This is a genomic window from Sphingobium algorifonticola (assembly GCF_004005485.1).
GTDB lineage: Bacteria > Pseudomonadota > Alphaproteobacteria > Sphingomonadales > Sphingomonadaceae > Sphingobium > Sphingobium algorifonticola.
On sequence record NZ_RZUL01000001.1, the window covers coordinates 41,639 to 62,875 of the forward strand.

The following is a 21,237-nucleotide window of genomic DNA, read 5'->3' on the forward strand; positions in this document are numbered from 1 at the left end:
GCTGCGCCCGGTGTGACGCGTTGACGGAACCGGGGCAGACGGAACAGGGAGTGTTGACGATGCGGAGCGTTTTGATCGCAACGGTGATGCTGGGTGGCGCAAGCGGCCCTGCGCTGGCGGAACAGGTCCGGCCGGGCGTGACCTACCCCACCGGCACGATGCAGCAGCCAGTGATGCCGCCCGCCGCCCCTCAGGTCGCGACGCCCGTCGGCCCGCGCTGGGGCCAGCGGATCGATGGCCGCTGGCACGGCGGTGTGCGGGCGCCCGGCGGCTATGGGGCCTATCGCCGCCCGGTGCGCGGGTTCGTTCTGCCGCGCTACTGGATTCAGCCGGGTTTCTACATCGCGAACTATCAGGCCTATCGTCTGCCGCCGCCGCCCCAGGGCTATGGCTGGTCGCGCTATTATGATGATGCAGTGCTGACCGATGCCTATGGCCGCGTCTACGACAGCCGGAGCGACATCGGCTGGGATGGCTATGAAGGCGGCTATGCCGATGCCTATCCCGACGCACGGCCGGACAATGGGCTGGGTGGTGCGGCGATCGGCGCGGTCGCGGGCGGCGTGGCGGGCAATGTCATCGCCGGGCGCGGCAATCGCACCGCCGGAACGGTCATCGGCGCGGTCGCCGGTGCCGTTGCCGGCGCCGTGATCGACAAGGCGGAGGATGCCGGACGCGGCACGCGCGCCGCCCCGCCACCGCCGCCTCGCCATGAAGGCGCATGGTCGCGCGGTCCGGCAGGCGAATATCGCTATGATGGCCATTGGGAAGGCACCTGGACACGGGAGGACGGCAGCACCTACACCGGGGCCTATGACGGCCGCTTCGAAGGGGATGTGGAAGGCCGCCCCGGCACCTATCATGCAGGGCCGCCCCCGGCGCATTGGGGCCAGGGACCGACGGTGCACGTCACCACCAGCCACGGTCCGGCGCCGCATGTCACGACGACGACCGGACCGGGCGGCTATTATGCAAACGGCTATTATTACCCCGCGCCGACCATCACGACGATCACAATCACGCCTGCGGAACCCTGCTACACCGAAACGACAACTTATGTGACGGAGCGGCGACCCGTGCGGCATCACCGCCCCGGCCGGGCCAGGGGCAGCAAGACCATTCGCATGTGAGCGTTTGGCAGCCATAGCTTTCCAGCCAGTAAGGTACCGTTCCCCCGCAAAAGCAGGGGAACACGGCATAGATGCTCGAAGCGGATAATCGCCTGGGCGTTGCATAGACAAGCGGCGGGCGGGCGGTGCCGCGAAGGCGTTGATTGTCGCCGAAAAAGGGGGACTCAGCGGATTTGCCGCGCAATTGCGGTTTCCCTTCGTCCGCCGACCGCCTATCGGCGGCGCGATGGATTTTGCCGATACCTACATCATGTACGAAACGCAGGGCCGCGCCGTACCGATCGTGCTGCGCGGGGCGGCGATTGCCCTGTTGCAGCGGCATTTCGGCGGCCCGGACGATGCCGCCGCGCTGATCGCCGAGAATCGCGAGACGATCGATGCCGTCGCCGCCTTCCTGATCGCGGAAAACCCGCAATGGCTATGGTCGCTCGAAATCGATGCCGAGACGCTATTGCGCTGGGGCCGCCAGCGCGACCTGTGGCACTGGAAACCGGTCTGACGGCGCAGTGTGCGCGAGGATCGCCGTCTTTGTCATCGCTATGCAATAATCTTCAGATTGGCCCCGGATTTCGTAGTAAACGGGCTTTTAATCCGAAGCTCGGCGCGTCATAACAGGGCAACGATTCAATAGGCTTTCAACAGGACGGGAGATGACGTGAGCGCGCCTTTTCGGTTTCCCCGCTTTTTCGTCACCAATCCCAGCCCTTGTCCCTATCTTCCGGGCAAGCATGAGCGAAAGGTGTTCACCGAGCTTTCGGGCGAACATGCCTCGGAACTGAACGACGCTCTGGGTCGCATCGGCTTTCGCCGCAGCCAGAATGTCGCCTATCGCCCGAGCTGCGCCGATTGTTCCGCCTGCGTATCGGTCCGCGTCGTGACCGACGCGTTCCGGCCCAATGCGACGCAGCGCAAGCTGTTGCGCCGCAACGAGGATCTGGTCGTCACCGCCTGCAAGCCATGGTCGACCGAAGAGCAATATGCCCTGCTTCAGCATTATCTGCAGACGCGCCATCCCGGCGGCGGCATGACCGAAATGGACGAGATGGATTATGCCGACATGGTCGAGCAGACGCCCGTCAACAGCCATGTCATCGAATATCGCGAGCCGGGGGAAGATGGCCGCCCCGGTCGTCTGGTCGGTGCCTGCCTGACCGACCGGCAGGCCGACGGGCTGTCGATGATCTACAGCTTCTTCGACCCGACGATCGCGCATCGCCCCAGCCTGGGCAATGTCATCATCATGGATCATATCATGCGCGCACGCCGCGCCGGTCTGCCCTATGTCTATCTGGGCTATTGGGTCGCCGGATCGCAGCGGATGCAGTATAAGGTGCGCTATCGCCCGCTCGAACGGCTGGGCCGCACCGGCTGGGTCCGCTTCGATCCCGACGAGCAGAGCGGGGCCATCCGCGAAGCCGCCAATCGCGACGAGCCGCCGCTTCCGGTGGAAGTGCAGGGCATATTTCGTAAATAATCAATAGCTTGCACGTCGTTATTGCGATATTGTCTGATACAGGGTCTACGCCGCAACTTCGTGACTGTACAACCAGCGTTTCGCATTGAGGATCGCCCCATGCCGGACCTGTTCGCCTACAAGATCCTGACCGCGCAGGAGTTCGCGCAATTGCGCAGCGACGGCCATTTTGCCGGGTCGGCCGTCGATCTTGCCGATGGTTATATCCATCTGTCGACGCAGGCGCAGGCGGCGGAAACGGCAGCGAAGCACTTCGCCGGGCAGGACAATCTCGTTCTCGCGATGGTCGATCTCGTGCCGCTGGGCGATCAGGTGAAGTGGGAGCCATCGCGCGGCGGCCAGCTTTTCCCCCATCTTTACGCACCGCTGCCGCTGGGTGCTTTGACGAAGCATGTCGTGCTGCGCCTCGATAGCGACGGGCAACATCAGTTTCCGGCGGGGTTTTGACGCCCCTCTCCCGTTTTCCTGCGAAAGCAGGAATCCAGGGCGGGAAGGATCACACCACGCAACCCTGGACTGCTGCGTTCGCAGGAGAACGGTGGGCTTCCCCCTGTCCTGGCGGACGCTAACCCGTTAAAGGCCTCAGCTTTCTTGCGTCATGCGCGCAGTCAAGGCAGTTTGGAAAAATGACGCATCAGGTTCACATCATCGGCGGCGGGCTTGCGGGGTCCGAAGCGGCCTGGCAACTGGCGCAGGCGGGGGTGAAGGTCCGCCTGTCCGAAATGCGCGGCGCGGGCGATATGACGCCGGCGCATCAGACCGACGGGCTTGCCGAAATGGTATGTTCCAACAGTTTCCGGTCCGACGACCCGGACAAGAATGCCGTCGGCCTGCTGCATCAGGAAATGCGACGCATGGGGTCGCTGATCATGGCGCAGGCGGACCGGGCGAAAGTCCCGGCGGGATCGGCGCTGGCCGTGGACCGGGATGTCTTTTCCGATGGGGTTACCCGCGCCCTGGGCGATCATCCCAATGTCGAGATCGTACGCGAACGCATCGACGTGCTGCCCGACAGCGGCCTCACCATCGTCGCCACGGGCCCGCTGACCGCGATGACGCTGGCGCAGAGCATCGGCGCAGCGACCGGCATGGAGGCCCTTGCCTTCTTCGATGCGATCGCGCCGATCGTCCACCGCGACAGCATCGACATGGATGTCTGCTGGATGGCGAGCCGCTGGGACAAGGGCACCGTGGACCCCGACAATCCCGAATGGGACGGGCGCGATTACATCAATTGTCCGATGGACCGGGACCAGTATCTGGCCTTCGTTCAGGGCCTGATCGACGCGGAAAAGACCGATTTCAAGCAGTGGGAAAAGGACACGCCCTATTTCGAAGGCTGCATGCCGATCGAAGTGATGGCGGAACGCGGCCCCGAAACGCTGCGCTACGGCCCGATGAAGGGCAAGGGTCTGGACGATCCGCGCACCGGCCGCTGGCCCTATGCGGTGGTGCAGTTGCGGCAGGACAATGCGCTGGGCACGTTGTGGAACATGGTCGGTTTTCAGACCAAGATGAAGCATGCCGCGCAAGTCGCGTTGTTCCGCACCATCCCGGGCCTGGAAAAGGCGGAGTTCGCACGGCTCGGCGGTCTGCATCGCAACACCTTCATCCGCAGCCCGGAATTGCTCGACGGGGAGTTGCGCCTGAAGGCCGCGCCGCACATTCGCTTTGCCGGGCAGATCACCGGTTGCGAAGGCTATGTCGAAAGCAGCGCCATCGGCTTGCTGGCGGGCCTGTTCGCAGCGGCGGAGATCTCCGGCCGGCCGATCGCCCCGCCGCCGCCCGAAACGGCACTGGGCGCGCTTCTGGGCCACATCACCGGCGGCGCGGATGCCGCGGGCTATCAGCCGATGAATATCAATTTCGGCCTCTTCCCGCCGATGGCCGACGCCCATAAGAAGCAGCGCAAGGAAGCGATGACCGCGCGCGCGCGGGCGGCGCTGGGAGACTGGATGCAGGGGCTGGATATGCTGGAGACGGCGTAAGCCGCGCCGCACTACCCGTTCCGTTCGTACCGCGCGGATGATCCATTCTTCAGCACCGGCACTTCGCCTTGGGCTTTTCCTTCGGCGCGGTGGCCGCGAACTCCGGCGGCGTCACCTTGCCATCGCGGTTGGCATCGGCGGCGGCAAAACGGTCGCCCGTCGCCACTGCCCATTCCTCGAACGAGAGAAGATTGTTGCCATCGGTATCGAGCGCCCTGAAGGCATTGGTCCGCGTGGACAGCATTTCGATCCGCGTGATGATGCCGTCCCGATTGCGGTCATAGCGGGCAAAGCGGCGCTGTTCACGGCTCTGCGGCGTGGCACCGGGCGGCATCGGGGGCGCATCCCCCATGGCGTCGGCTTCGCCGTCGGGCGGTATCTCGATTGCCGCCGTCGCCGACACGGGGCTTGCCGGCGGCCTTTCCTCCGCGGCCGCCTGGCTGCGGCTTTGCCACCAGAACAGCCCCGCCGCCGTCAGCAACATGGCGGCCACGACGCCCGCCAGATATCGTCCCATCGCGCCATCCCTCTCTGCTGCCCTTGCCCAGCGATCCTAGCCTCAGCGCCCCGGCAACGCCATCCGCAACAGGCGCGCATAGAGGCGGGGCGTCATCGTTGCCGGGCCTGGCTGTCCGCGACCTATGTCATGCCGTGCCAGCCGTGTGAGCATCCGCAACGGCTTGGCACCGGCGAGACGCGCGGCAAGATAATCCTGCGCCAGCGATACCGCCCGCTGCGCCGTCACGGCGTCGCCGATATGGCCCGAGAGATCCCACAAGGCCCATAGCGCCCCGGCCCTTTCGTCCGCCGCGCGATCGAGTGCCCGGAACAAGCCACCGCCACGCCCCTCGGCAAACGCGCGCAAGGCCGCATCATCAAGCGGCAGCAGGTCCAGCAGCGCCTCCCACCCGTCGATCATCCGCAGCATCGGATCGCGCGCCGCCATGACGTCACGGTCTGCCCGCAGCGCATCGACCAGCGGGTCGCCGCGCCCCTTCGTCGCGCCGTCGTCGCTCAGCACCTCATGCCACCAGGTCAGGCGCATCTGGCCGACCATCGGTTCGCGCGTTGTCCGCACAATATCAGCCAGCCGCGCATCATAGGCCCACAACAGGGCATGGCGGTCCGCCTGCCCACCTGCGTGGCCGACCAGCAGCCGCGCGAGCGGGGCCAGGCTTTTGTCGCCGTTAATCATGGCGCTTCACGAAATCCTAACCAGCGCAAGCGCATGGCGCATATTGGACTCAAACCCGGCGGGGAACCGGGCCATGCGGATGTGACGGATTTATGGGCAAGTCGCGGGGCAATACAACGGATTTTCGGCGCGATACGCCGGGCGGTGTTCTGGGCAGTCTGCTTCGGAACACGCGCGGCAATGTGCTGCCGATGGTCGCGGCGGGCATGTTCCCCATGCTGGGCCTGATCGGCGGCGGTGTCGACATGAGCCGCATCTACCTCACCAAATCGCGCCTGCAACAGGCCTGCGACGCTGGTGCCCTGGCCGGGCGCAAGATGATGGCGGGCGGATCGTGGACCGCGAACAGCAATGCCGCCAACACGGCCGCGCGCGCCATGTTCGACGCCAATTTCGTGGACGGTGCCTATGGCACCACCGGCCGCACGCGCACCTTCACCGAAAATGCGGGCACCGTGACCGGCACGACCAGCGTGACCGTGCCGATGGCGCTGATGAAGCTGTTCGGCGTCACCAGCCGTCAGCTTACCGTGACCTGCCAGGCGGAAATGCGCATCCCCAATTCGGACGTGATGTTCGTGCTGGATAACACCGGATCGATGGCACAATGCGCCAGCGGCAACAGTTGCGGGTCGGACACCAAGATCGTCGGCCTGCGCGCGGCGGTCAAATGCTTCTACGAGGCGCTGGCGAAGATCGATACCGACGAGGATTGCGGTTCCGTGCCGACGACGGCCAACGGCAGCGACGTGCAGTTGCGCTTCGGCTTCGTGCCTTATGCAGTCAACGTGAATGTCGGACGCCTGCTTCAGAACAACTGGATGGTGGATGAGCATCTGTATCAGTCCCGCGTGCCGGTGCTGAAGGCAACGGCGAGTTTGGTGGCCACATCGAACGGCAGCTACGGGTCGTGGAGCGGCTACACGACTTACGGCACCTACACCGACGTGGATTCACAGGACGACTGCGACGATCTGGCAAACTCGTTCGACGCCAATCTGGACAACGGCACCGAGGGGGCACCGTTCAACCAGAAATACACCGGACGGAGCGATGCCTTTCCGACCGATACCTTGGTCGATTTCGACGTGAACATGCCGATGCGGCAGCGCGACGCCAAGCGTCAAAGCTACAGCAGCAGCACGGACACCTGCGTGGTGGAATCGCGTACGCGCAACTTCACGCAGCGGCGCACCTATACCTATTTCGATTATTACACCTACCGCCCCGTCACATTGAATGTTTCGGCGCTGAAAACGGGTGGGTCGACCTGGGCCAATTCGATCAGCCTGCCCCGCGACACGCGTGGTGTTTACGCATCGACCACGTGGACCGGCTGCATCGAAGAACGACAGGCGCATGTGGCGGACAGCGATCCGTCGAACGACTACAACCCCATCCCTGCGACCGCGTTCGACATGGATATCGACATGATACCGACGAGCGATCCTGCGACGCAGTGGAAGCCTCAGCTTCAAGACGTGCAATGGGGTCGATTCGATGGCAGTGGGAACACTGTCGCAAATGTCGACACGGCCGGCAATCTCGCCCGCAATTACACCGGGCCTAATTGCCCAGTCGCGGCCCGGCGGTTGCAGGAATATCTCTCGGCGACGGATTATGAAGACTATGTCGACAGCATGACGCCGGCGGGCAATACCTATCATGACATCGGCCTGATCTGGGGCGCGCGACTGCTGTCGCCCACCGGCCTCTTCGCGGCGGACAATGCCACCACGCCCGAAGGCGGCGAAATCCAGCGGCATCTGATCTTCATGACCGATGGCGATACCGTCACCGACAATCGCAATGTCTCGCCCTATGGGATCGCGTGGTGGGATCGGCGCCAGTCGAACTCCGCATCTGCACCGTCGAACGCACTGCTGACGAGCAACGTCAATGCGCGGATGCAGGCGCTGTGCACCAATGTGAAGAACCGGAACATCACACTTTGGGTCATTTCCTTCGGTAGCGGCGTATCGAACGCGGCGCAGACCGCATTGCAGAATTGTGCCTCGCCCGGCCGCTTCTACAGCGCGGCGGACAGCGCCCAGCTGATCGACCAGTTCCGGCAGATCGCCGACAATATCTCGCAACTGAGGCTGACCAACTGATGCGCCGCCCGTTTCCCCTGCGCCGCAAACGGACCGCGATTTTGCGCGACGAGCGCGGGCTTTCGGCGGTTGAGTTCGCCCTCATCTCGCCGGTGTTCCTCAGCCTTCTGCTGGGCGGGGCGGACATGGCGCACAGCCTCTACATGAACAGCGTGCTGGAGGGCATATTGCAAAAGGCCGGCCGCGACGCCAGCCTGGAGACGGGCACCGAAACGGCGCGCCAGGCGCAGATCGACGCGCTGGTCACGGCGCGTGTCAAGGAACTGGCACGGGCCGCCAACGTCACGGTGACGCGGCGCTATTTCAAGGACTTCACGAAGGCTGCGCAGGCCGTCGGCGAAACATTCTTCGACGGCAATGCCAATGGCGTGTGCGACGCAGGCGAAGCCTATCAGGACACGAACAACAACAATGTGCGCGATGCCGACGGTGGCGACAGTGGCCAGGGCGGCGCGAAGGACACGGTGATCTACACCGCGGACATCAGCTACCCCCGGCTGTTCCCGATGTACAAGATGGTGGGCCTGCCCGCGACGGTGAACATGCGCGCGACGACCGTGCTGGCCAACCAGCCCTATGGCGAACAGGCGCAATATGGCGCGCCGACGACAAGGAACTGCACATGACCGCGCCTGCCGTCCCTCGCACAGGCAACACGCCGTTCCTGCGCCTGCTGCGCGATGATCGCAGTGGCATGGCGGTGGTCGAGTTCGCGCTGTGTCTGCCCTTCTTCGTGGCCTTCACCATGGGCGGCGTTGAGCTGACCAACTTCACCACGACCAAGATGCGGATGAGCCAGATCGCGCTGCAGGTCGCCGACAACGCCTCGCGTATCGGCACGGGCAGCGTCGTCTCGTCCAAGCAGATCAGCGAGGCGCAGATCAACGACCTTTTGACGGGTGCCGGGCTCCAGGCCGATGCCCTCGACCTCTACGGTCGTGGCCGGGTGATCCTCTACAGCCTGGAGCCGGTCGCCAACCCCAATACGACAGACCGCTACACGATCCGGTGGAAACGCTGCCGCGGTGCCAAGACGACTTATGCAGGCAGCTACACGCAGGGTCAGACCAACCTGACGGGCTTCGTCTACACGCCGCCGGTCGGCACGACGCAGACGATCAAGGCGCCCAACGGCGGTGCCGTCATGGTCGTCCAGCTTTCCTATACCTACCGCCCGCTGATTACGCAGGCCTTCGCCCTCAAGAGCGAAATCCTGGAGTTCGGCGCCATGACCGTGCGCGATCCGCGCGACATGACCGGGCCGAGCGGCGGTGTCGGCATCTACAATACCGAGGGCGTGACTGTATCGACCTGCTAATCGGCGGGGGCAGCCGAGCCGCCCCCGCGTCGGTCGGGATTACCGATAGCAGACTTTCTTCGCGGCCGTGACCACGCGTGACGCATCGATCAGTGCCGCCTTTTCCAGATTGGCCGCATAAGGCAGCGGCACATCCTCGTTCGTGACGCGCAGCACCGGCGCATCCAGATCGTCGAAGCCCTGTTCCATCACCACGGCGGCGATTTCGCTGGCGATCGAGCAGGCCGGCCAGCCTTCCTCCACGACCACGATGCGGTTGGTCTTCTTCAGGCTTTCCAGAACCGTGGCGGTGTCGAGCGGACGCAGGGTCCGCAAGTCGATCACTTCGGCCTCGATCCCCTCGCCCGCCAGCGTCTCCGCCGCTTCGAGCGCCAGGCCGACGCCGATCGAGTAGCTGACCAGCGTTACATCCTTGCCCGCCCGCATGATCCGTGCCTTGCCGATCGGCAGCACATAATCGTCGAGCTTCGGAATGTCGAAAGTGCGGCCGTAAAGCAGCTCGTTTTCAAGGAAGACGACCGGATCCTGGCAGCGGATCGCGGCCTTCAGCAGGCCCTTGGAATCCGCCGCATCATAAGGCGCGATGACGATGAGGCCCGGCACGCTGGCATACCACGGCGCATAATTCTGGCTGTGCTGCGCACCGACACGGCTGGCCGCGCCATTGGGACCACGGAATACGATGGGGCAGCGCATCTGCCCGCCCGACATGTAATTGGTCTTTGCCGCCGAATTGATGATGTGGTCGATCGCCTGCATGGCGAAGTTGAAGGTCATGAACTCGATGACCGGCCGCAGGCCCCCCATGGCCGCGCCGGTCCCGACCCCGGCAAAGCCATATTCGGTAATCGGCGTGTCGATCACCCGGCGCGGACCGAACTCGGCGAGCAGGCCCTGCGTCACCTTGTACGCGCCCTGATATTCGGCGACTTCCTCACCCATCACGAACACGCGATCGTCGGCGCGCATTTCCTCGGCCATCGCATCGCGCAGCGCCTCGCGCACCGTGATCTTCGCATATTCGGTGCCTTCGGGGATGGCCGGATCGGCCACCTGCGCCCTGGCTTCGGTGGCCAGCTTCGACGTGCCACTTTCCGCCTTCTTCGGCGCTTCCGTGGCAGGCTCCGCCGCAGGAGGTGCAGGGGCCGCAGCCGGTGCAGGTGCTTCCTCCGCGCCATCCTCGCCGGCCATCGTTGCGATAACAGTACCGACTTTCACGCCATCTGTACCTTCGGCGACCAGAATCTTGCCGACGATGCCTTCATCGACGGCCTCGAACTCCATAGTCGCCTTGTCCGTCTCGATTTCGGCAAGGATGTCGCCCGACTTCACTTCGTCGCCTTCCTTCACCAGCCATTTGGCCAGCGTGCCTTCCTCCATTGTGGGCGACAGCGCCGGCATCTTGATTTCGATACCCATCAATATTGCTCCACCAGCACGTCGGTATACAGTTCGGCCGCGTCAGGCTCCGGCGAGGATTCGGCGAAATCGGCCGCTTCGCTGACTTGCCTGCGGATATCCTGGTCGATCTTCTTGATTTCCTCCTCCGAGACGCCTGCCTTTGTCAGATAGGCTTTCACGCCTTCGATCGGGTCGGACTTGTCGCGCATTTCCTGCACTTCCTCGCGCGAGCGATATTTCGCCGGGTCGGACATGGAATGGCCGCGATAGCGATAGGTCTTCATTTCCAGCAGGATCGGCCCCTTGCCCGACTGCACCCATTTGAGCGCCTCTTCGGTCGCGCCGCGCACCGCGAGCACGTCCATGCCGTTCACCTGAATGCCCGGAATGCGGAAGCTTTCGCCGCGGCGATAAAGCTGGTCTTCCGCCGACGATCGGTTGACCGAGGTGCCCATGGCATATTGGTTGTTTTCGATGACGAAGATGATCGGCAGCTTCCACAGCTCCGCCATGTTGAACGATTCGTAGACCTGACCCTGATTGGAAGCCCCGTCGCCGAAATACGCGACGCACACGCCGCCATCGTTGTTGTACTTGTGCGCAAAGCCCAGGCCCGCGCCCAGCGATACCTGCGCACCGACGATGCCGTGACCGCCGTAAAACTTGTGCTCCACGCTGAACATATGCATCGACCCGCCCTTGCCGCGCGAAATGCCCGCACCGCGCCCGGTGAGTTCCGCCATGATGACATTGGGATCGATGCCATAAGCGAGCATGTGGCCATGATCGCGATAGCCGGTGATGACGCTGTCCTTGCCGGGCGTCAGCGCCGACTGGATGCCGACAGCCACCGCTTCCTGACCGATATAGAGATGGCAGAAGCCGCCGATGAGACCCAGGCCGTAAAGCTGGCCGGCCTTTTCCTCGAAGCGGCGGATGAGGACCATCTGCCGATAAAACTCCAGCAGCTCTTCCTTGCTCGCCTTATAGTCCGAAGGCGTGTCGGGGCGTTCACGATTATGGTCTGCCGGTGCAGGCGCACCCGCCTTTGCAGGGGCAGAGCGCGGCGATGCTGATTTGGCCAAAGGAGGAACCCTTCTTTGTCGTTCCGGGGAGGGAGGCGTCGATATAGAGCCAGTCGGAGGTATAATGCAACGGCTGCAACCGTGGTACAGCGACCAATCTGCCCGGATACCGCATGAAAATGCCGCACCATCGGCGGACTGGTAACGCGCGTTACTTCAGTGGCACGATCACCTCGTCGGGGTGGCCCACATTAAGCTCCCGCCGGACCAGTTCATCGACCATATCGGGGTCGGCACGCCGCGGATCGAGAAGCGCAACCCGGTTCTTGAGCCGGTCCCGCTGTGCCTGCACCGTTGCCAGCTCGGCACGACTGTCCTGAAGCTGCCGGGCATAGTCGCCCCAAGCCAATATGCCGCTGGAACCGAACACGGCATAAGCGGCGAACAGCAGCAGCAGGAAGAGGGCAAGCGCCGGTCCGAGCGCGGACAGCAACAGCATTCGTAACTTCGCGAGATGGACCATCTTTGTCTTGAATCACAGACGAATCGCGGTTGCAATGGAAAAATGGTTAATCCGCGCTCAACCGTTTCAGATGCTTAGCCCCCGTCGTTCAGCGAAAGATCGAACGGCCCGCGTAAACGGCGATGTCGCCCAGTTCTTCCTCTATCCGGATGAGCTGATTATATTTTGCCAGCCGGTCGGACCGGGCGAGCGAGCCGGTCTTGATCTGCCCGCAGTTGGTGGCGACGGCGAGGTCGGCAATCGTCGCATCCTCGGTTTCGCCCGAACGATGCGACATGACGGCGGTGTAACCCGCGCGCTGCGCCATCGATACCGCCGCGAGCGTTTCCGTAAGCGTGCCGATCTGGTTAACCTTTACCAGCAGCGAATTGGCGAGGCCCTTGTCGATGCCCATCGAAAGGCGCTTGGGATTGGTCACGAACAGATCGTCGCCGACCAGTTGCACCGTGTCGCCGATCGCATCCGTCAGCGCCTTCCAGCCGTCGAAATCATCCTCGCTCATGCCGTCTTCGATCGACTTGATCGGGTAGTGCCGCGTCAGATCAGCAAGATAATCGGCCATTTCATGCGGCGTCAGCGACTTGCCTTCGCCGACCATCTCGTATTTGCCGTTCTTGAAAAACTCGGTCGCGGCACAATCGAGTGCCAGCACCACGTCGTCGCCCGGCGTGTATCCGGCCTTTTCGATGCTCGCCATGATGAAATCCAGCGCATCGGTGGTCGAGGCGAGATTGGGCGCAAAGCCGCCTTCGTCGCCCACCGCCGTCGCGAGACCCTTTTCATGCAGGCCCTTCTTGAGCGTGTGGAAGATTTCCGCCCCGATCCGCACCGCATCCGCCAGATTCTCGGCACCGACGGGCATCACCATGAACTCCTGAAAGTCGATGGGATTGTCCGCATGTTCGCCGCCGTTGATGATGTTCATCATCGGCACGGGCAGCACATGGGCGGAAACGCCGCCGACATAGCGATAGAGCGGCAGGCCGCGAGCATCGGCAGCGGCCTTGGCCGTCGCGAGGCTGACCCCCAAAATCGCATTGGCGCCCAGGCGCGACTTGTTCTCGGTGCCGTCCAGGGCGATCATGGCGGCATCGATTTCGCCTTGATCCTCAGCGTCGAGGCCCGTGATGGCTTCGGCGATTTCGGTGTTCACCGCCTCGATCGCCTGCAACACGCCCTTGCCGAGATATTTGCTCTTGTCGCCGTCGCGCTTTTCGACTGCTTCATAAGCGCCGGTGGAGGCGCCCGACGGAACGGCGGCACGGCCAAAACTGCCGTCTTCCAGCATCACGTCCACCTCGACAGTGGGATTGCCCCGGCTGTCGAGTATCTGGCGCGCGTGAATGTCGAGAATGGCAGTCATGTCTGTCCCCTTGAGGATGAAAGGCAGCAATAGGCGGTCGCTTAGCCATGCCGGGCCTGCATGGCAATCCGCCATCATCGCCGCCGCCCGACAATCGGACTGTTGCACTTATGCCGCGCCACGCGATATCCGTAACGGCATCGATATGAAAATCGCACTGCTCGCCCAAATCTGATAACGGTTTCGGAACCGTTGCGGTCGGCGAGCATTGACCGAAAGAAGATGCTCCACCCGGAGCGCCGCACCATCGCGAGGAGGATAACCATGGCGGATACGCTGAACGAGACCAACGGCACCAAGGCAAAGACCACGGCGAAGCGTGCCGTGCGCAAGACGGTAGCCAGCGGCGAAACGACAGCGCGCAAGGTGAAGGCGCAGGCGAGCACCTCCGCGACCAGGGTCAAGGCAGATCTGAAGACCGCCGCAGTCGGCAAGAAGTCGGTCAAGGACACCGTGCGGGAAGGCGCTGCGACAGTCAAAGCCGCGGCGCTGAAGGCGACGGAAAATGTCGATTGGAAAGCACAGGGCGACCAGATCAAGGAACAGGCGACGAAGACGGCCCGCGCCGCTGCCGGTGCCGCCAAGGAAACCACGGGCGGTGCGATGCACAGCCTGTCCAAGCTGATCGCCGATACGGCGGGCACGGTTGATGCGAAGCTCGGGCCGCAATATGGCGATTATGCGCGCTACGCGGCGGAAGCCGTCGCAGGCGCGGCCAAATCCCTCGACGCCAAGGATGTCGATCAGCTGGTCGGCGATGCCCGCGATTTCGTGCGCAAAAGCCCGGCCGTCGCGATCGGCGCGGCGGCGGTGGTCGGTTATGTGCTTATGCGCCTGGCAAAGGGTTCAGGCTCGGACGAAGCCTGATCTGCGCGGCCTTACCTGTGCGGGCGGCCATCAGCCGGTGCTGACACAGTCTGTGCTGACATATGCCATGGGGCGGAGCGTATCTGGTGATTGAGGAAAATCCCCCAGCCGATGACCGGCCGGTGACCGGCACGGCGGGCATCGCTGACGACGTTTCCGATGACAGCATCGGCGGTCGGCTCAGCCGTCTGGTCGACAGCGCCCGCAGCTACGCCGATGCCGAACTGGATCGCCAGAAGGTGCGAGCCGGCCTTGTCGCCGTCGCGATCCGGCAAGTGGCGATCCTGATCGGCATGGCCGCGATGCTTACGTTTGCGACCACCTTGGCCCTGATGGTCGGGCTGATCCTGGCGTTGCAGGATGTCGTCGGCGGTCCCGGTGTCGCGACAGTCATTGTCATCGTCGGCGCGTTACTGATCGCCGTCGGGCTGATCCTCGTTGCCAAGGCGAAGATCGTCGCGCTCAAAGAGGCACTGAAACCATGATGGGCGAACCGGATTACCGTGCCGCCATCCGGCGGGCTGAGGAACAGCGCGCCCGATTGATCGCCGACGCTCGCGCCTTTGGTGCGCGCATCGCGCCGGAGCGGCTGAAGGCGGATGTGCGGGAACAGATACGCACAGCGGTATCGGATGCCGGAACGCGGGCGAAGGCCACGGTGCGAAGCCATCCTGTCGCTGCGGGTGCGATCGGCGCGGGCCTGCTGGCTTGGCTGTTTCGTCGCCCGATTGGCCGTCTCATCGGACGACTGCGTCGACCGCAAGCGGAACCGCTGCCGCCGCCGCCCGTTCAACCCCAACCGATCGTTCGCGACGATGACGTGGGGGCGCTGCCGCCCGACTTGCCGCCCGCGCCGCCACCCGCTGCTGTCGTCACGACGCCCGCACCCCCGCCTCTACCGGAGACCGACGATGAAGAATGACATCCACGAACAGCTCGACCGCGTACGGGAAATTGCCGGCGAAACCGCGGAGGCCGCGGCGGAGCGTTTGAAAACCGTGCGCGACAGCACCGCCGATAGTCTCGCCCGATCGCGGGAAAAAGCGGCCATCGTCTACAATGATGCGCGCGACAAATCCTATCGGGCGGCCGATCGCGCCAACACGTTCGTGCAGGAACATCCGATTGCAGCGACCGCCGCCGCGGTGGCCGCAGGCGCGATGATCGCCCTCATCTTTCCCAAGGGGCGCGCCCTTGCGCGATCCGTGCCGGGCGCGTTGTCTGCCGTCGGCGCGCGAGCCGGGCAGATCGCCAGTGTGGCGGTCGATGCGCTGGAACATCGCGCGCAGGACATCCGGTCCGGCGCAGGGCATGCCGCGACCGAAGCGCGCACGGCGATTGGCCATGCGGGCGCCAAGGCATCGGATGTAGCCGATGCAGCGGCCGGCCTTGCCCGCGACGCGATCCATGCCGCAGAAAAGGTCGTCGGCAACGCCGTGGAGAAGGCATCCGACCGGTTGCGCAAGTAACCGTCGCGTTTCGCAGCGCTAGGGAAAAGCCGGTTTTCCTCGGGAAAACCGGCTTTTCCTTTGGCTCGTCCCCTTGGAAAAGCCGCAGGGGGCTGCTACCGCCTTGGCCTTGTTCCCCAGCAAGGATAACGGCATTGAGCAAGATGCATCTCGTGATGGGTGGTCGCGTCAAGGATCCGCAGACCCTCGATTTCGAAGATTTGAGCGCCATCGATTTCGTGGGCGTGTTTCCCGACTATGCATCGGCGGAAAAAGCCTGGCGCGCGGCGGCACAACGGACCGTCGACGATGCGGAAATGAAATATGTGGTGGTCCACCTTCACCGCCTGCTGGAGCCTGACCAGCACAGCTAAGCCCCGCTCGGCTAAACCGCACGGACGCCCACTGTCAGCGCGTTTCCAGTTCCGCCGGGCGTTGGCGAAATCGCAGATGCAGCAGTGGCCTGGTCAGCAACAGTCCGGCCACGAAACCGCCGATATGCGCGCCGATCGCGATCTGCCCCACGCCTTCGTCCGGCCCGGCGCCGCGGGTTGCGATACCGATCATGACCTGAATGAGGGTCCAGCCCGCCGCCAGCCAGGCGATGCGGACGACGTTGGCCGAAAACGGGCCGATGCGTCTGACTTTCTGGGCGCTGTACATGAGTGCATAGGTCCCGATCAGCGCGGAAATGGCGCCGCTGGCACCCACCATCGGCCCGCCCGCCATGGGATCGAGCGCCCATTCGGCCAGCGCGGCCGCATAAGCGCCCAACACATACAGCAGCAACAGCAGCTTTGCGCCCAGCACATGCTCGACATGACGACCGCAGAACATCAGCATCAGCAAGTTGAAGCCAATGTGCACCCATCCGCCATGGATGAGCGTCGCACTCAGCGGCGTCAGCCACACGGGCACGGCAAAAGGGCCTATCGCATGGGCAAAGGTGGTCGGCTCGCTCAGCCGCAAGGGAATGAAGCCGCCGACGATGGCGGCATAGTCGATCTGCCCCAGCCCCCATGTCAGAACGAACAGCGCAAGCGTGACGATCGCCAGCCAGTTGGTCATCTGACCGCGGGGGATCTTCATCGGGCTGGTGCGCGGGGGATCATCGCCCGGTTGTCGGACAGAAACGCATCAGATGAACGCGATCTTGTCGACCAGATAGAACTTCTCGCCCGAAGGCACGGTGACTTCCACTTCGTCGCCGACCTGCCGACCGATCAGCGCGCGTCCCAGCGGGCTGTTGTAGGAAATCATGCCCGATTTGGCATCCGCTTCCGCTTGTCCCACGATCTGATAGGTGACGGGCTTGTCATCCTCATCCAGCAGCGTGACGGTCGCGCCGAACACGACCTTGTCGCCCGACAGCATGGTCGGATCGATAATCTGCGCGCGCGACAGCTTGTCTTCCAGATCGGCAATCGTCGCCTCGACCTGACCCTGACGTTCCTTCGCCGCATGATATTCGGCATTTTCAGAGAGATCGCCATGGGCCCGCGCTTCCTCGATGGCATCGACGATCTGCGGACGCTCGGCTTTCAGTTCCCGCAACTGCGCCGTGAGCTTTTCATAGCCGATCATCAGCATCGGCATCTTTTCGGCGGTCGCCATGGACATTCCTTTGTCAAAAACAGTCTCTAACGGCCCCACCTGCGAGTGGCCGTTTGCAGCTTTACTGAAGTGCAGGGGTTCAGGTCAGCGACGCAGAATAATAGGACTGCAACGACCGAACTTCAAGAGGACGCGCCCGCAGCGCCTCAATCGCATCGACCGCGGCAACACTGGCAGCGGCCGTCGTGAAGCTCGGTATCTTCTGTTTCAGCGCACTGGCCCGGATCGACTGGCTGTCTTTCAAGGACTGCCAGCCTTCGGTCGTGTTGAAGATAAGATCGATGCCGCCATCCCTGATCCGGTCGACGATATGCGGACGGCCCTGTGCGACCTTGTTGACGATCTCCACCTTGATTCCGCTGTCTTCCAGAAAGCGCGCGGTCCCGCCGGTCGCCACGATCGCAAAGCCCTGCTCCGCGATTTTGCGCGCGGCTGGCAGGATGACCGCCTTGTCGCTGTCCTTCACCGATATGAATACGGTGCCGCCGCGCGGCAGCAGCGTGCCCGCCCCGATCTGCGCCTTTGCAAAGGCCATGGCAAAATCGGCGTCTATCCCCATGACTTCACCGGTGGATTTCATTTCCGGCGACAGCACCGGATCGACACCGGGGAACCGCGCGAAGGGAAATACCGCTTCCTTGACGGCGATGTGGTTGATGGCGTGACGGTCGATCTGCGGCAACGCGCGCAATGTCTCCCCCGCCATGACCCGCGCGGCGATCTTGGCGATGGGCGTGCCGATCGCCTTGGCGACGAAGGGGACCGTGCGGCTGGCGCGCGGATTGACTTCGATCAGATAGACATCGCCATCCTTGACCGCGAACTGGATGTTCATAAGGCCGCGGACGGACAGCGCCCGCGCCAGCACATCGGCCTGCCGGTCAATTTCCGCGATAATGTCCGCCGACAGGCTGTAGGGCGGCAATGAGCAGGCGCTGTCCCCGGAATGCACGCCCGCTTCCTCGATATGCTGGAGCACGCCCGCGACCACGACATCGGTGCCGTCGCACAATGCATCCACATCCACTTCGATCGCATCGCGCAGATACTGGTCGATCAGCACCGGGGAATCCCCCGACACCTGCACCGCCGTCGCGATATATTCCTCAAGCTGCGCCTGCCCGTCGACGATCTCCATCGCCCGGCCACCCAGAACATAGCTTGGCCGCATCAGCACCGGATAGCCGATGCGGTTGGCGACCGCGATCGCCTCTTCGCGGCTGCGGGCGATGCCGTTGGCAGGCTGACGCAGTTTCAGCCGGTCGATCAGCGCCGCGAACCGCTCGCGATCCTCCGCCAGGTCGATCGCATCGGGCGACGTGCCAAGGATGGGAATGCCCGCATCCTCCAGCGCCTGCGCCAGCTTCAGCGGAGTCTGCCCGCCGAACTGGACGATGACGCCGACAAGCGTTCCGGTGGATTTTTCGACATCCAGGATTTCCAGCACGTCCTCCGCCGTCAGCGGCTCGAAATAGAGGCGATCGGATGTGTCGTAATCGGTGGAGACGGTTTCCGGATTGCAGTTGACCATGATGGTTTCATAGCCTGCATCCCCCAGGGCAAAGCAGGCATGACAGCAGCAATAGTCGAATTCGATCCCTTGCCCGATCCGGTTCGGCCCGCCGCCCAGAATGACGATCTTCTTGCGGTCGGATGGCGCAGATTCGCATGCAGGCTCGCCGAAGCTCGGCGCTTCATAGGTCGAGTACATGTAGGGCGTTTTCGCCTCGAACTCCGCCGCGCAGGTGTCGATACGCTTGAACACCGGCCGGACGCCCAGGCGATGGCGCAGCGCGCGCACCTCATCCTCGGTAATGCCGCCCGTCATCGCAACGACGGCTTCCCGGATCAGGCCGGACCCGCGCGCCACCGCCCTCTGCATGCCGGGGCGCAAATTGGCCGATTGCAGCGCCAGCCAGGCCAAACGCTTGTCCGAAAAGCCCATGGACTTCAAACGCCGCATCCCGTCCGCATCCTGCGGCAGGCCATCATCGAGCACCTCCTGCTCGGCCTCCACAATTTCCTTGATCCGCTCCAGGAACCAAGGGTCGTACTTCGCAATGGCGTGGATTTCGGCGACAGTTAGGCCTTCGCGCAAGGCCTGCGCCGCGACGAGCAGCCGGTCCGGCGTCGGTTGGGACAAGGCGGCGATGATATCGTCTTTCGACGCGCCGACCAGATGATCGACCTGATTGAAGCCCGAAAGCCCGGTCTCCAGCCCCCGCAGCGCCTTCTGCATCGATTCATGGATCGACCGGCCGATCGCCATCACTTCGCCGACGGATTTCATGGCGGTGCCCAGCAGCGGTTCGGCGCCCTTGAACTTCTCGAACGCGAAGCGCGGGATCTTTGTCACGACATAATCGATCGTCGGCTCGAACGACGCAGGGGTTGCCCCGGTAATGTCGTTGGTGATCTCGTCCAGCGTGTAGCCGACCGCCAGCTTCGCCGCGACCTTCGCGATCGGAAAGCCCGTCGCCTTCGACGCCAAAGCCGACGACCGCGACACGCGCGGGTTCATCTCAATGACGATCAGGCGGCCGTCCTTCGGATTGACGGCGAACTGCACATTGGAGCCGCCCGTCTCCACGCCGATCTCGCGCAGCACCGCGATGCTGGCGTTGCGCATGATCTGATATTCCTTGTCCGTCAGCGTCAGCGCCGGGGCGACGGTGATGCTGTCGCCGGTGTGGACGCCCATCGGATCGACATTTTCGATCGAGCAGATGATGATGCAGTTGTCGTTGCGATCCCGCACGACTTCCATCTCATATTCTTTCCAGCCGAGCAGCGATTCCTCGATCAGCACTTCGGTGGTCGGCGAGGCATCCAGTCCGCCGGTGACGATCTGCACGAACTCCTCACGGTTGTAGGCGATGCCGCCGCCGGTGCCGCCCATGGTGAAGCTGGGGCGGATGATGGAGGGAAGCCCGGTGAACTCCAGCGCGTCGAGCGCCTCCTCCAGCGTATGTGCGATCCGCGAGCGGGCGCTTTCCAGGCCGATCTTATCCATCGCATTACGGAACTTGATGCGGTCCTCCGCCTTGTCGATCGCCTCGGCATCTGCGCCGATCATCTGCACGCCATATTTCGCCAGGGTGCCATCGTTGAACAGCGCCAACGCGGTGTTGAGCGCCGTCTGCCCGCCCATGGTCGGCAGGATCGCGTCGGGCCGCTCCTTCTCGATGATCTTCGCGACGATCTCCGGCGTGATCGGCTCGACATAGGTCGCGTCCGCCATCTCCGGGTCGGTCATGATCGTGGCGGGATTGGAATTGACCAGAATGATCCGGTAGCCTTCCTCCTTCAGCGCCTTGCACGCCTGGGTCCCCGAATAATCGAACTCGCACGCCTGCCCGATGATGATGGGGCCTGCGCCGATGATGAGGATGGATTGGATGTCGGTGCGTTTGGGCATTATTCCAGGCTTTCACGAAACAGCCGAACATACGGAGGGCTGACAAAGGACGTTAGGCAATTAAAACTTGAATCGTTCAGCGTACCGGCATCAGTGCGTAACCAAGCGGTTTCATCAACATCTGTCATGGTGTCGTTGGTTTCCAGCCGCCAGGATCGCAACCCGCATTTGGTCGCAGCCTTTAGAACATAGTCGCTAACGCTTGCCGCATCGCGCGCGGGGTCGGCCTTGCCATCGGCCCATTTTGGATACCAGCCCGTGGCGCGGCGATATTCCAACGTGACAACCGCCTTCTCAGCGCGCATCTGCTGAACAATCCATCCACCCAAAAATGCGAGAGTGGAGAGTGCCACGCCGCC

At 63.4% G+C, this 21,237-nt stretch carries 23 protein-coding genes; 13 read left to right on the forward strand and 10 right to left on the reverse strand.

Annotation, left to right across the window (positions count from 1 at the left end):
* The first annotated feature begins 59 nt into the window (after positions 1–59).
* From ENE74_RS00270 to trmFO, 5 genes are all read left to right on the forward strand, one after another.
* A complete protein-coding gene (locus tag ENE74_RS00270) occupies positions 60–1,130 on the forward strand; it encodes an RcnB family protein (protein WP_127688648.1) in 1,071 nt (356 codons plus the stop codon).
* Positions 1,131–1,269: 139 nt separating this feature from the next.
* Positions 1,270–1,629, forward strand: coding sequence for a hypothetical protein (locus ENE74_RS00275; RefSeq protein ID WP_164847331.1), 360 nt, complete (start codon positions 1,270–1,272; stop codon positions 1,627–1,629).
* 156 nt (positions 1,630–1,785) lie between these two features.
* Positions 1,786–2,604, forward strand: a complete 819-nt coding sequence (locus tag ENE74_RS00280; protein ID WP_127688650.1) for an arginyltransferase — start codon at positions 1,786–1,788, stop codon at positions 2,602–2,604.
* A 99-nt stretch (positions 2,605–2,703) separates the two neighbouring features.
* Entirely contained in the window at positions 2,704–3,051 is a 348-nt protein-coding gene (locus ENE74_RS00285; protein ID WP_127688651.1) for a DUF952 domain-containing protein, read from the forward strand.
* Positions 3,052–3,230: 179 nt separating this feature from the next.
* The gene (gene trmFO / locus ENE74_RS00290; RefSeq protein ID WP_127688652.1) at positions 3,231–4,592 is read left to right on the forward strand and encodes a methylenetetrahydrofolate--tRNA-(uracil(54)-C(5))-methyltransferase (FADH(2)-oxidizing) TrmFO; all 1,362 of its coding nucleotides are present in this window, start codon (positions 3,231–3,233) and stop codon (positions 4,590–4,592) included.
* Between the two features lie 49 nt (positions 4,593–4,641).
* On the opposite strand, the gene ENE74_RS00295 is transcribed toward trmFO, so the two are convergent.
* Positions 4,642–5,109, reverse strand: a complete 468-nt coding sequence (locus ENE74_RS00295) for an EF-hand domain-containing protein (RefSeq protein WP_127688653.1) — start codon at positions 5,107–5,109, stop codon at positions 4,642–4,644.
* Between the two features lie 42 nt (positions 5,110–5,151).
* Complete coding sequence (locus ENE74_RS00300; protein ID WP_127688654.1) at positions 5,152–5,787, reverse strand: squalene/phytoene synthase family protein; 636 nt, start codon at positions 5,785–5,787, stop codon at positions 5,152–5,154.
* Between the two features lie 92 nt (positions 5,788–5,879).
* Between ENE74_RS00300 and ENE74_RS00305 the strand changes: the two genes are divergently transcribed.
* From ENE74_RS00305 to ENE74_RS00315, 3 genes are read left to right on the forward strand one after another with little or no spacing between them, the layout of a single operon-like run.
* Entirely contained in the window at positions 5,880–7,901 is a 2,022-nt protein-coding gene (locus ENE74_RS00305; RefSeq protein WP_127688655.1) for a Tad domain-containing protein, read from the forward strand.
* Positions 7,901–8,527 (forward strand): TadE/TadG family type IV pilus assembly protein, encoded by a 627-nt coding sequence (locus ENE74_RS00310; protein WP_127688656.1) that lies wholly within the window; start codon positions 7,901–7,903, stop codon positions 8,525–8,527. Before ENE74_RS00305 ends, ENE74_RS00310 begins: the two co-directional genes overlap by 1 nt.
* Complete coding sequence (locus ENE74_RS00315) at positions 8,524–9,219, forward strand: TadE/TadG family type IV pilus assembly protein (protein WP_127688657.1); 696 nt, start codon at positions 8,524–8,526, stop codon at positions 9,217–9,219. The genes ENE74_RS00310 and ENE74_RS00315 overlap by 4 nt, the downstream gene beginning before the upstream one ends.
* A gap of 39 nt (positions 9,220–9,258) precedes the next feature.
* Here ENE74_RS00315 and ENE74_RS00320 read toward each other — a convergent pair whose 3' ends face one another.
* The 4 genes from ENE74_RS00320 to eno all read right to left on the reverse strand — a co-directional run bounded on the left by ENE74_RS00320 (position 9,259) and on the right by eno (position 13,531).
* Positions 9,259–10,638, reverse strand: coding sequence for a pyruvate dehydrogenase complex E1 component subunit beta (locus ENE74_RS00320; RefSeq protein ID WP_127688658.1), 1,380 nt, complete (start codon positions 10,636–10,638; stop codon positions 9,259–9,261).
* Positions 10,638–11,705, reverse strand: a complete 1,068-nt coding sequence (gene pdhA / locus ENE74_RS00325) for a pyruvate dehydrogenase (acetyl-transferring) E1 component subunit alpha (protein ID WP_127688659.1) — start codon at positions 11,703–11,705, stop codon at positions 10,638–10,640. The genes ENE74_RS00320 and pdhA overlap by 1 nt, the downstream gene beginning before the upstream one ends.
* A gap of 151 nt (positions 11,706–11,856) precedes the next feature.
* Positions 11,857–12,168 (reverse strand): FtsB family cell division protein, encoded by a 312-nt coding sequence (locus tag ENE74_RS00330; RefSeq protein ID WP_127688660.1) that lies wholly within the window; start codon positions 12,166–12,168, stop codon positions 11,857–11,859.
* An 88-nt stretch (positions 12,169–12,256) separates the two neighbouring features.
* The gene (gene eno / locus ENE74_RS00335) at positions 12,257–13,531 is read right to left on the reverse strand and encodes a phosphopyruvate hydratase (RefSeq protein WP_127688661.1); all 1,275 of its coding nucleotides are present in this window, start codon (positions 13,529–13,531) and stop codon (positions 12,257–12,259) included.
* 264 nt (positions 13,532–13,795) lie between these two features.
* On the opposite strand from eno, the gene ENE74_RS00340 reads away from it, so the two are divergent.
* The 5 genes from ENE74_RS00340 (at position 13,796) to ENE74_RS00355 (ending at position 16,220) form a co-directional block, all read left to right on the forward strand.
* Positions 13,796–14,398: a hypothetical protein gene (locus tag ENE74_RS00340; protein ID WP_127688662.1), complete on the forward strand. Its 603-nt coding sequence runs from the start codon at positions 13,796–13,798 to the stop codon at positions 14,396–14,398.
* Positions 14,399–14,460: 62 nt separating this feature from the next.
* Positions 14,461–14,883: a hypothetical protein gene (locus tag ENE74_RS00345; protein ID WP_127688663.1), complete on the forward strand. Its 423-nt coding sequence runs from the start codon at positions 14,461–14,463 to the stop codon at positions 14,881–14,883.
* Positions 14,880–15,320 carry a hypothetical protein gene (locus tag ENE74_RS18080; protein WP_164847332.1) on the forward strand — a complete coding sequence of 147 codons (441 nt, stop codon included), beginning with the start codon at positions 14,880–14,882 and terminating at the stop codon, positions 15,318–15,320. The genes ENE74_RS00345 and ENE74_RS18080 overlap by 4 nt, the downstream gene beginning before the upstream one ends.
* On the forward strand, positions 15,310–15,867 hold the full coding sequence (locus ENE74_RS18085; protein ID WP_164847333.1) for a DUF883 family protein: 558 nt from the start codon (positions 15,310–15,312) through the stop codon (positions 15,865–15,867). The genes ENE74_RS18080 and ENE74_RS18085 overlap by 11 nt, the downstream gene beginning before the upstream one ends.
* Positions 15,868–16,001: 134 nt before the next feature.
* Entirely contained in the window at positions 16,002–16,220 is a 219-nt protein-coding gene (locus ENE74_RS00355; protein WP_127688665.1) for a DUF4170 domain-containing protein, read from the forward strand.
* 34 nt (positions 16,221–16,254) lie between these two features.
* Here the strand turns inward: ENE74_RS00355 and ENE74_RS00360 are convergent, their stop codons facing one another.
* The 4 genes from ENE74_RS00360 to ENE74_RS00375 form a co-directional block, all read right to left on the reverse strand.
* Complete coding sequence (locus tag ENE74_RS00360) at positions 16,255–16,935, reverse strand: rhomboid family intramembrane serine protease (protein ID WP_127688666.1); 681 nt, start codon at positions 16,933–16,935, stop codon at positions 16,255–16,257.
* A gap of 48 nt (positions 16,936–16,983) precedes the next feature.
* Complete coding sequence (greA, locus tag ENE74_RS00365) at positions 16,984–17,460, reverse strand: transcription elongation factor GreA (RefSeq protein WP_127688667.1); 477 nt, start codon at positions 17,458–17,460, stop codon at positions 16,984–16,986.
* Between the two features lie 79 nt (positions 17,461–17,539).
* Complete coding sequence (gene carB / locus ENE74_RS00370; RefSeq protein WP_127688668.1) at positions 17,540–20,878, reverse strand: carbamoyl-phosphate synthase large subunit; 3,339 nt, start codon at positions 20,876–20,878, stop codon at positions 17,540–17,542.
* Positions 20,878–21,231: a hypothetical protein gene (locus ENE74_RS00375; RefSeq protein ID WP_164847334.1), complete on the reverse strand. Its 354-nt coding sequence runs from the start codon at positions 21,229–21,231 to the stop codon at positions 20,878–20,880. The genes carB and ENE74_RS00375 overlap by 1 nt, the downstream gene beginning before the upstream one ends.
* Positions 21,232–21,237: the final 6 nt, after the last annotated feature.

Coding starts and splice junctions, on each gene's coding strand:
- ENE74_RS00270 (WP_127688648.1), top strand. CDS start 60: ATGCGGAGCGTTTTGATCGCAACGGTGATGCTGGGTGGCGCAAGCGGC.
- ENE74_RS00285 (WP_127688651.1), top strand. CDS start 2,704: ATGCCGGACCTGTTCGCCTACAAGATCCTGACCGCGCAGGAGTTCGCG.
- trmFO (WP_127688652.1), top strand. CDS start 3,231: ATGACGCATCAGGTTCACATCATCGGCGGCGGGCTTGCGGGGTCCGAA.
- ENE74_RS00295 (WP_127688653.1), bottom strand. CDS start 5,109: ATGGGACGATATCTGGCGGGCGTCGTGGCCGCCATGTTGCTGACGGCG.
- ENE74_RS00300 (WP_127688654.1), bottom strand. CDS start 5,787: ATGATTAACGGCGACAAAAGCCTGGCCCCGCTCGCGCGGCTGCTGGTC.
- ENE74_RS00305 (WP_127688655.1), top strand. CDS start 5,880: ATGGGCAAGTCGCGGGGCAATACAACGGATTTTCGGCGCGATACGCCG.
- ENE74_RS00310 (WP_127688656.1), top strand. CDS start 7,901: ATGCGCCGCCCGTTTCCCCTGCGCCGCAAACGGACCGCGATTTTGCGC.
- ENE74_RS00315 (WP_127688657.1), top strand. CDS start 8,524: ATGACCGCGCCTGCCGTCCCTCGCACAGGCAACACGCCGTTCCTGCGC.
- ENE74_RS00320 (WP_127688658.1), bottom strand. CDS start 10,638: ATGGGTATCGAAATCAAGATGCCGGCGCTGTCGCCCACAATGGAGGAA.
- ENE74_RS00330 (WP_127688660.1), bottom strand. CDS start 12,168: ATGGTCCATCTCGCGAAGTTACGAATGCTGTTGCTGTCCGCGCTCGGA.
- eno (WP_127688661.1), bottom strand. CDS start 13,531: ATGACTGCCATTCTCGACATTCACGCGCGCCAGATACTCGACAGCCGG.
- ENE74_RS00340 (WP_127688662.1), top strand. CDS start 13,796: ATGGCGGATACGCTGAACGAGACCAACGGCACCAAGGCAAAGACCACG.
- ENE74_RS00345 (WP_127688663.1), top strand. CDS start 14,461: ATGCCATGGGGCGGAGCGTATCTGGTGATTGAGGAAAATCCCCCAGCC.
- ENE74_RS18080 (WP_164847332.1), top strand. CDS start 14,880: ATGATGGGCGAACCGGATTACCGTGCCGCCATCCGGCGGGCTGAGGAA.
- ENE74_RS18085 (WP_164847333.1), top strand. CDS start 15,310: ATGAAGAATGACATCCACGAACAGCTCGACCGCGTACGGGAAATTGCC.
- ENE74_RS00360 (WP_127688666.1), bottom strand. CDS start 16,935: ATGAAGATCCCCCGCGGTCAGATGACCAACTGGCTGGCGATCGTCACG.
- greA (WP_127688667.1), bottom strand. CDS start 17,460: ATGGCGACCGCCGAAAAGATGCCGATGCTGATGATCGGCTATGAAAAG.
- carB (WP_127688668.1), bottom strand. CDS start 20,878: ATGCCCAAACGCACCGACATCCAATCCATCCTCATCATCGGCGCAGGC.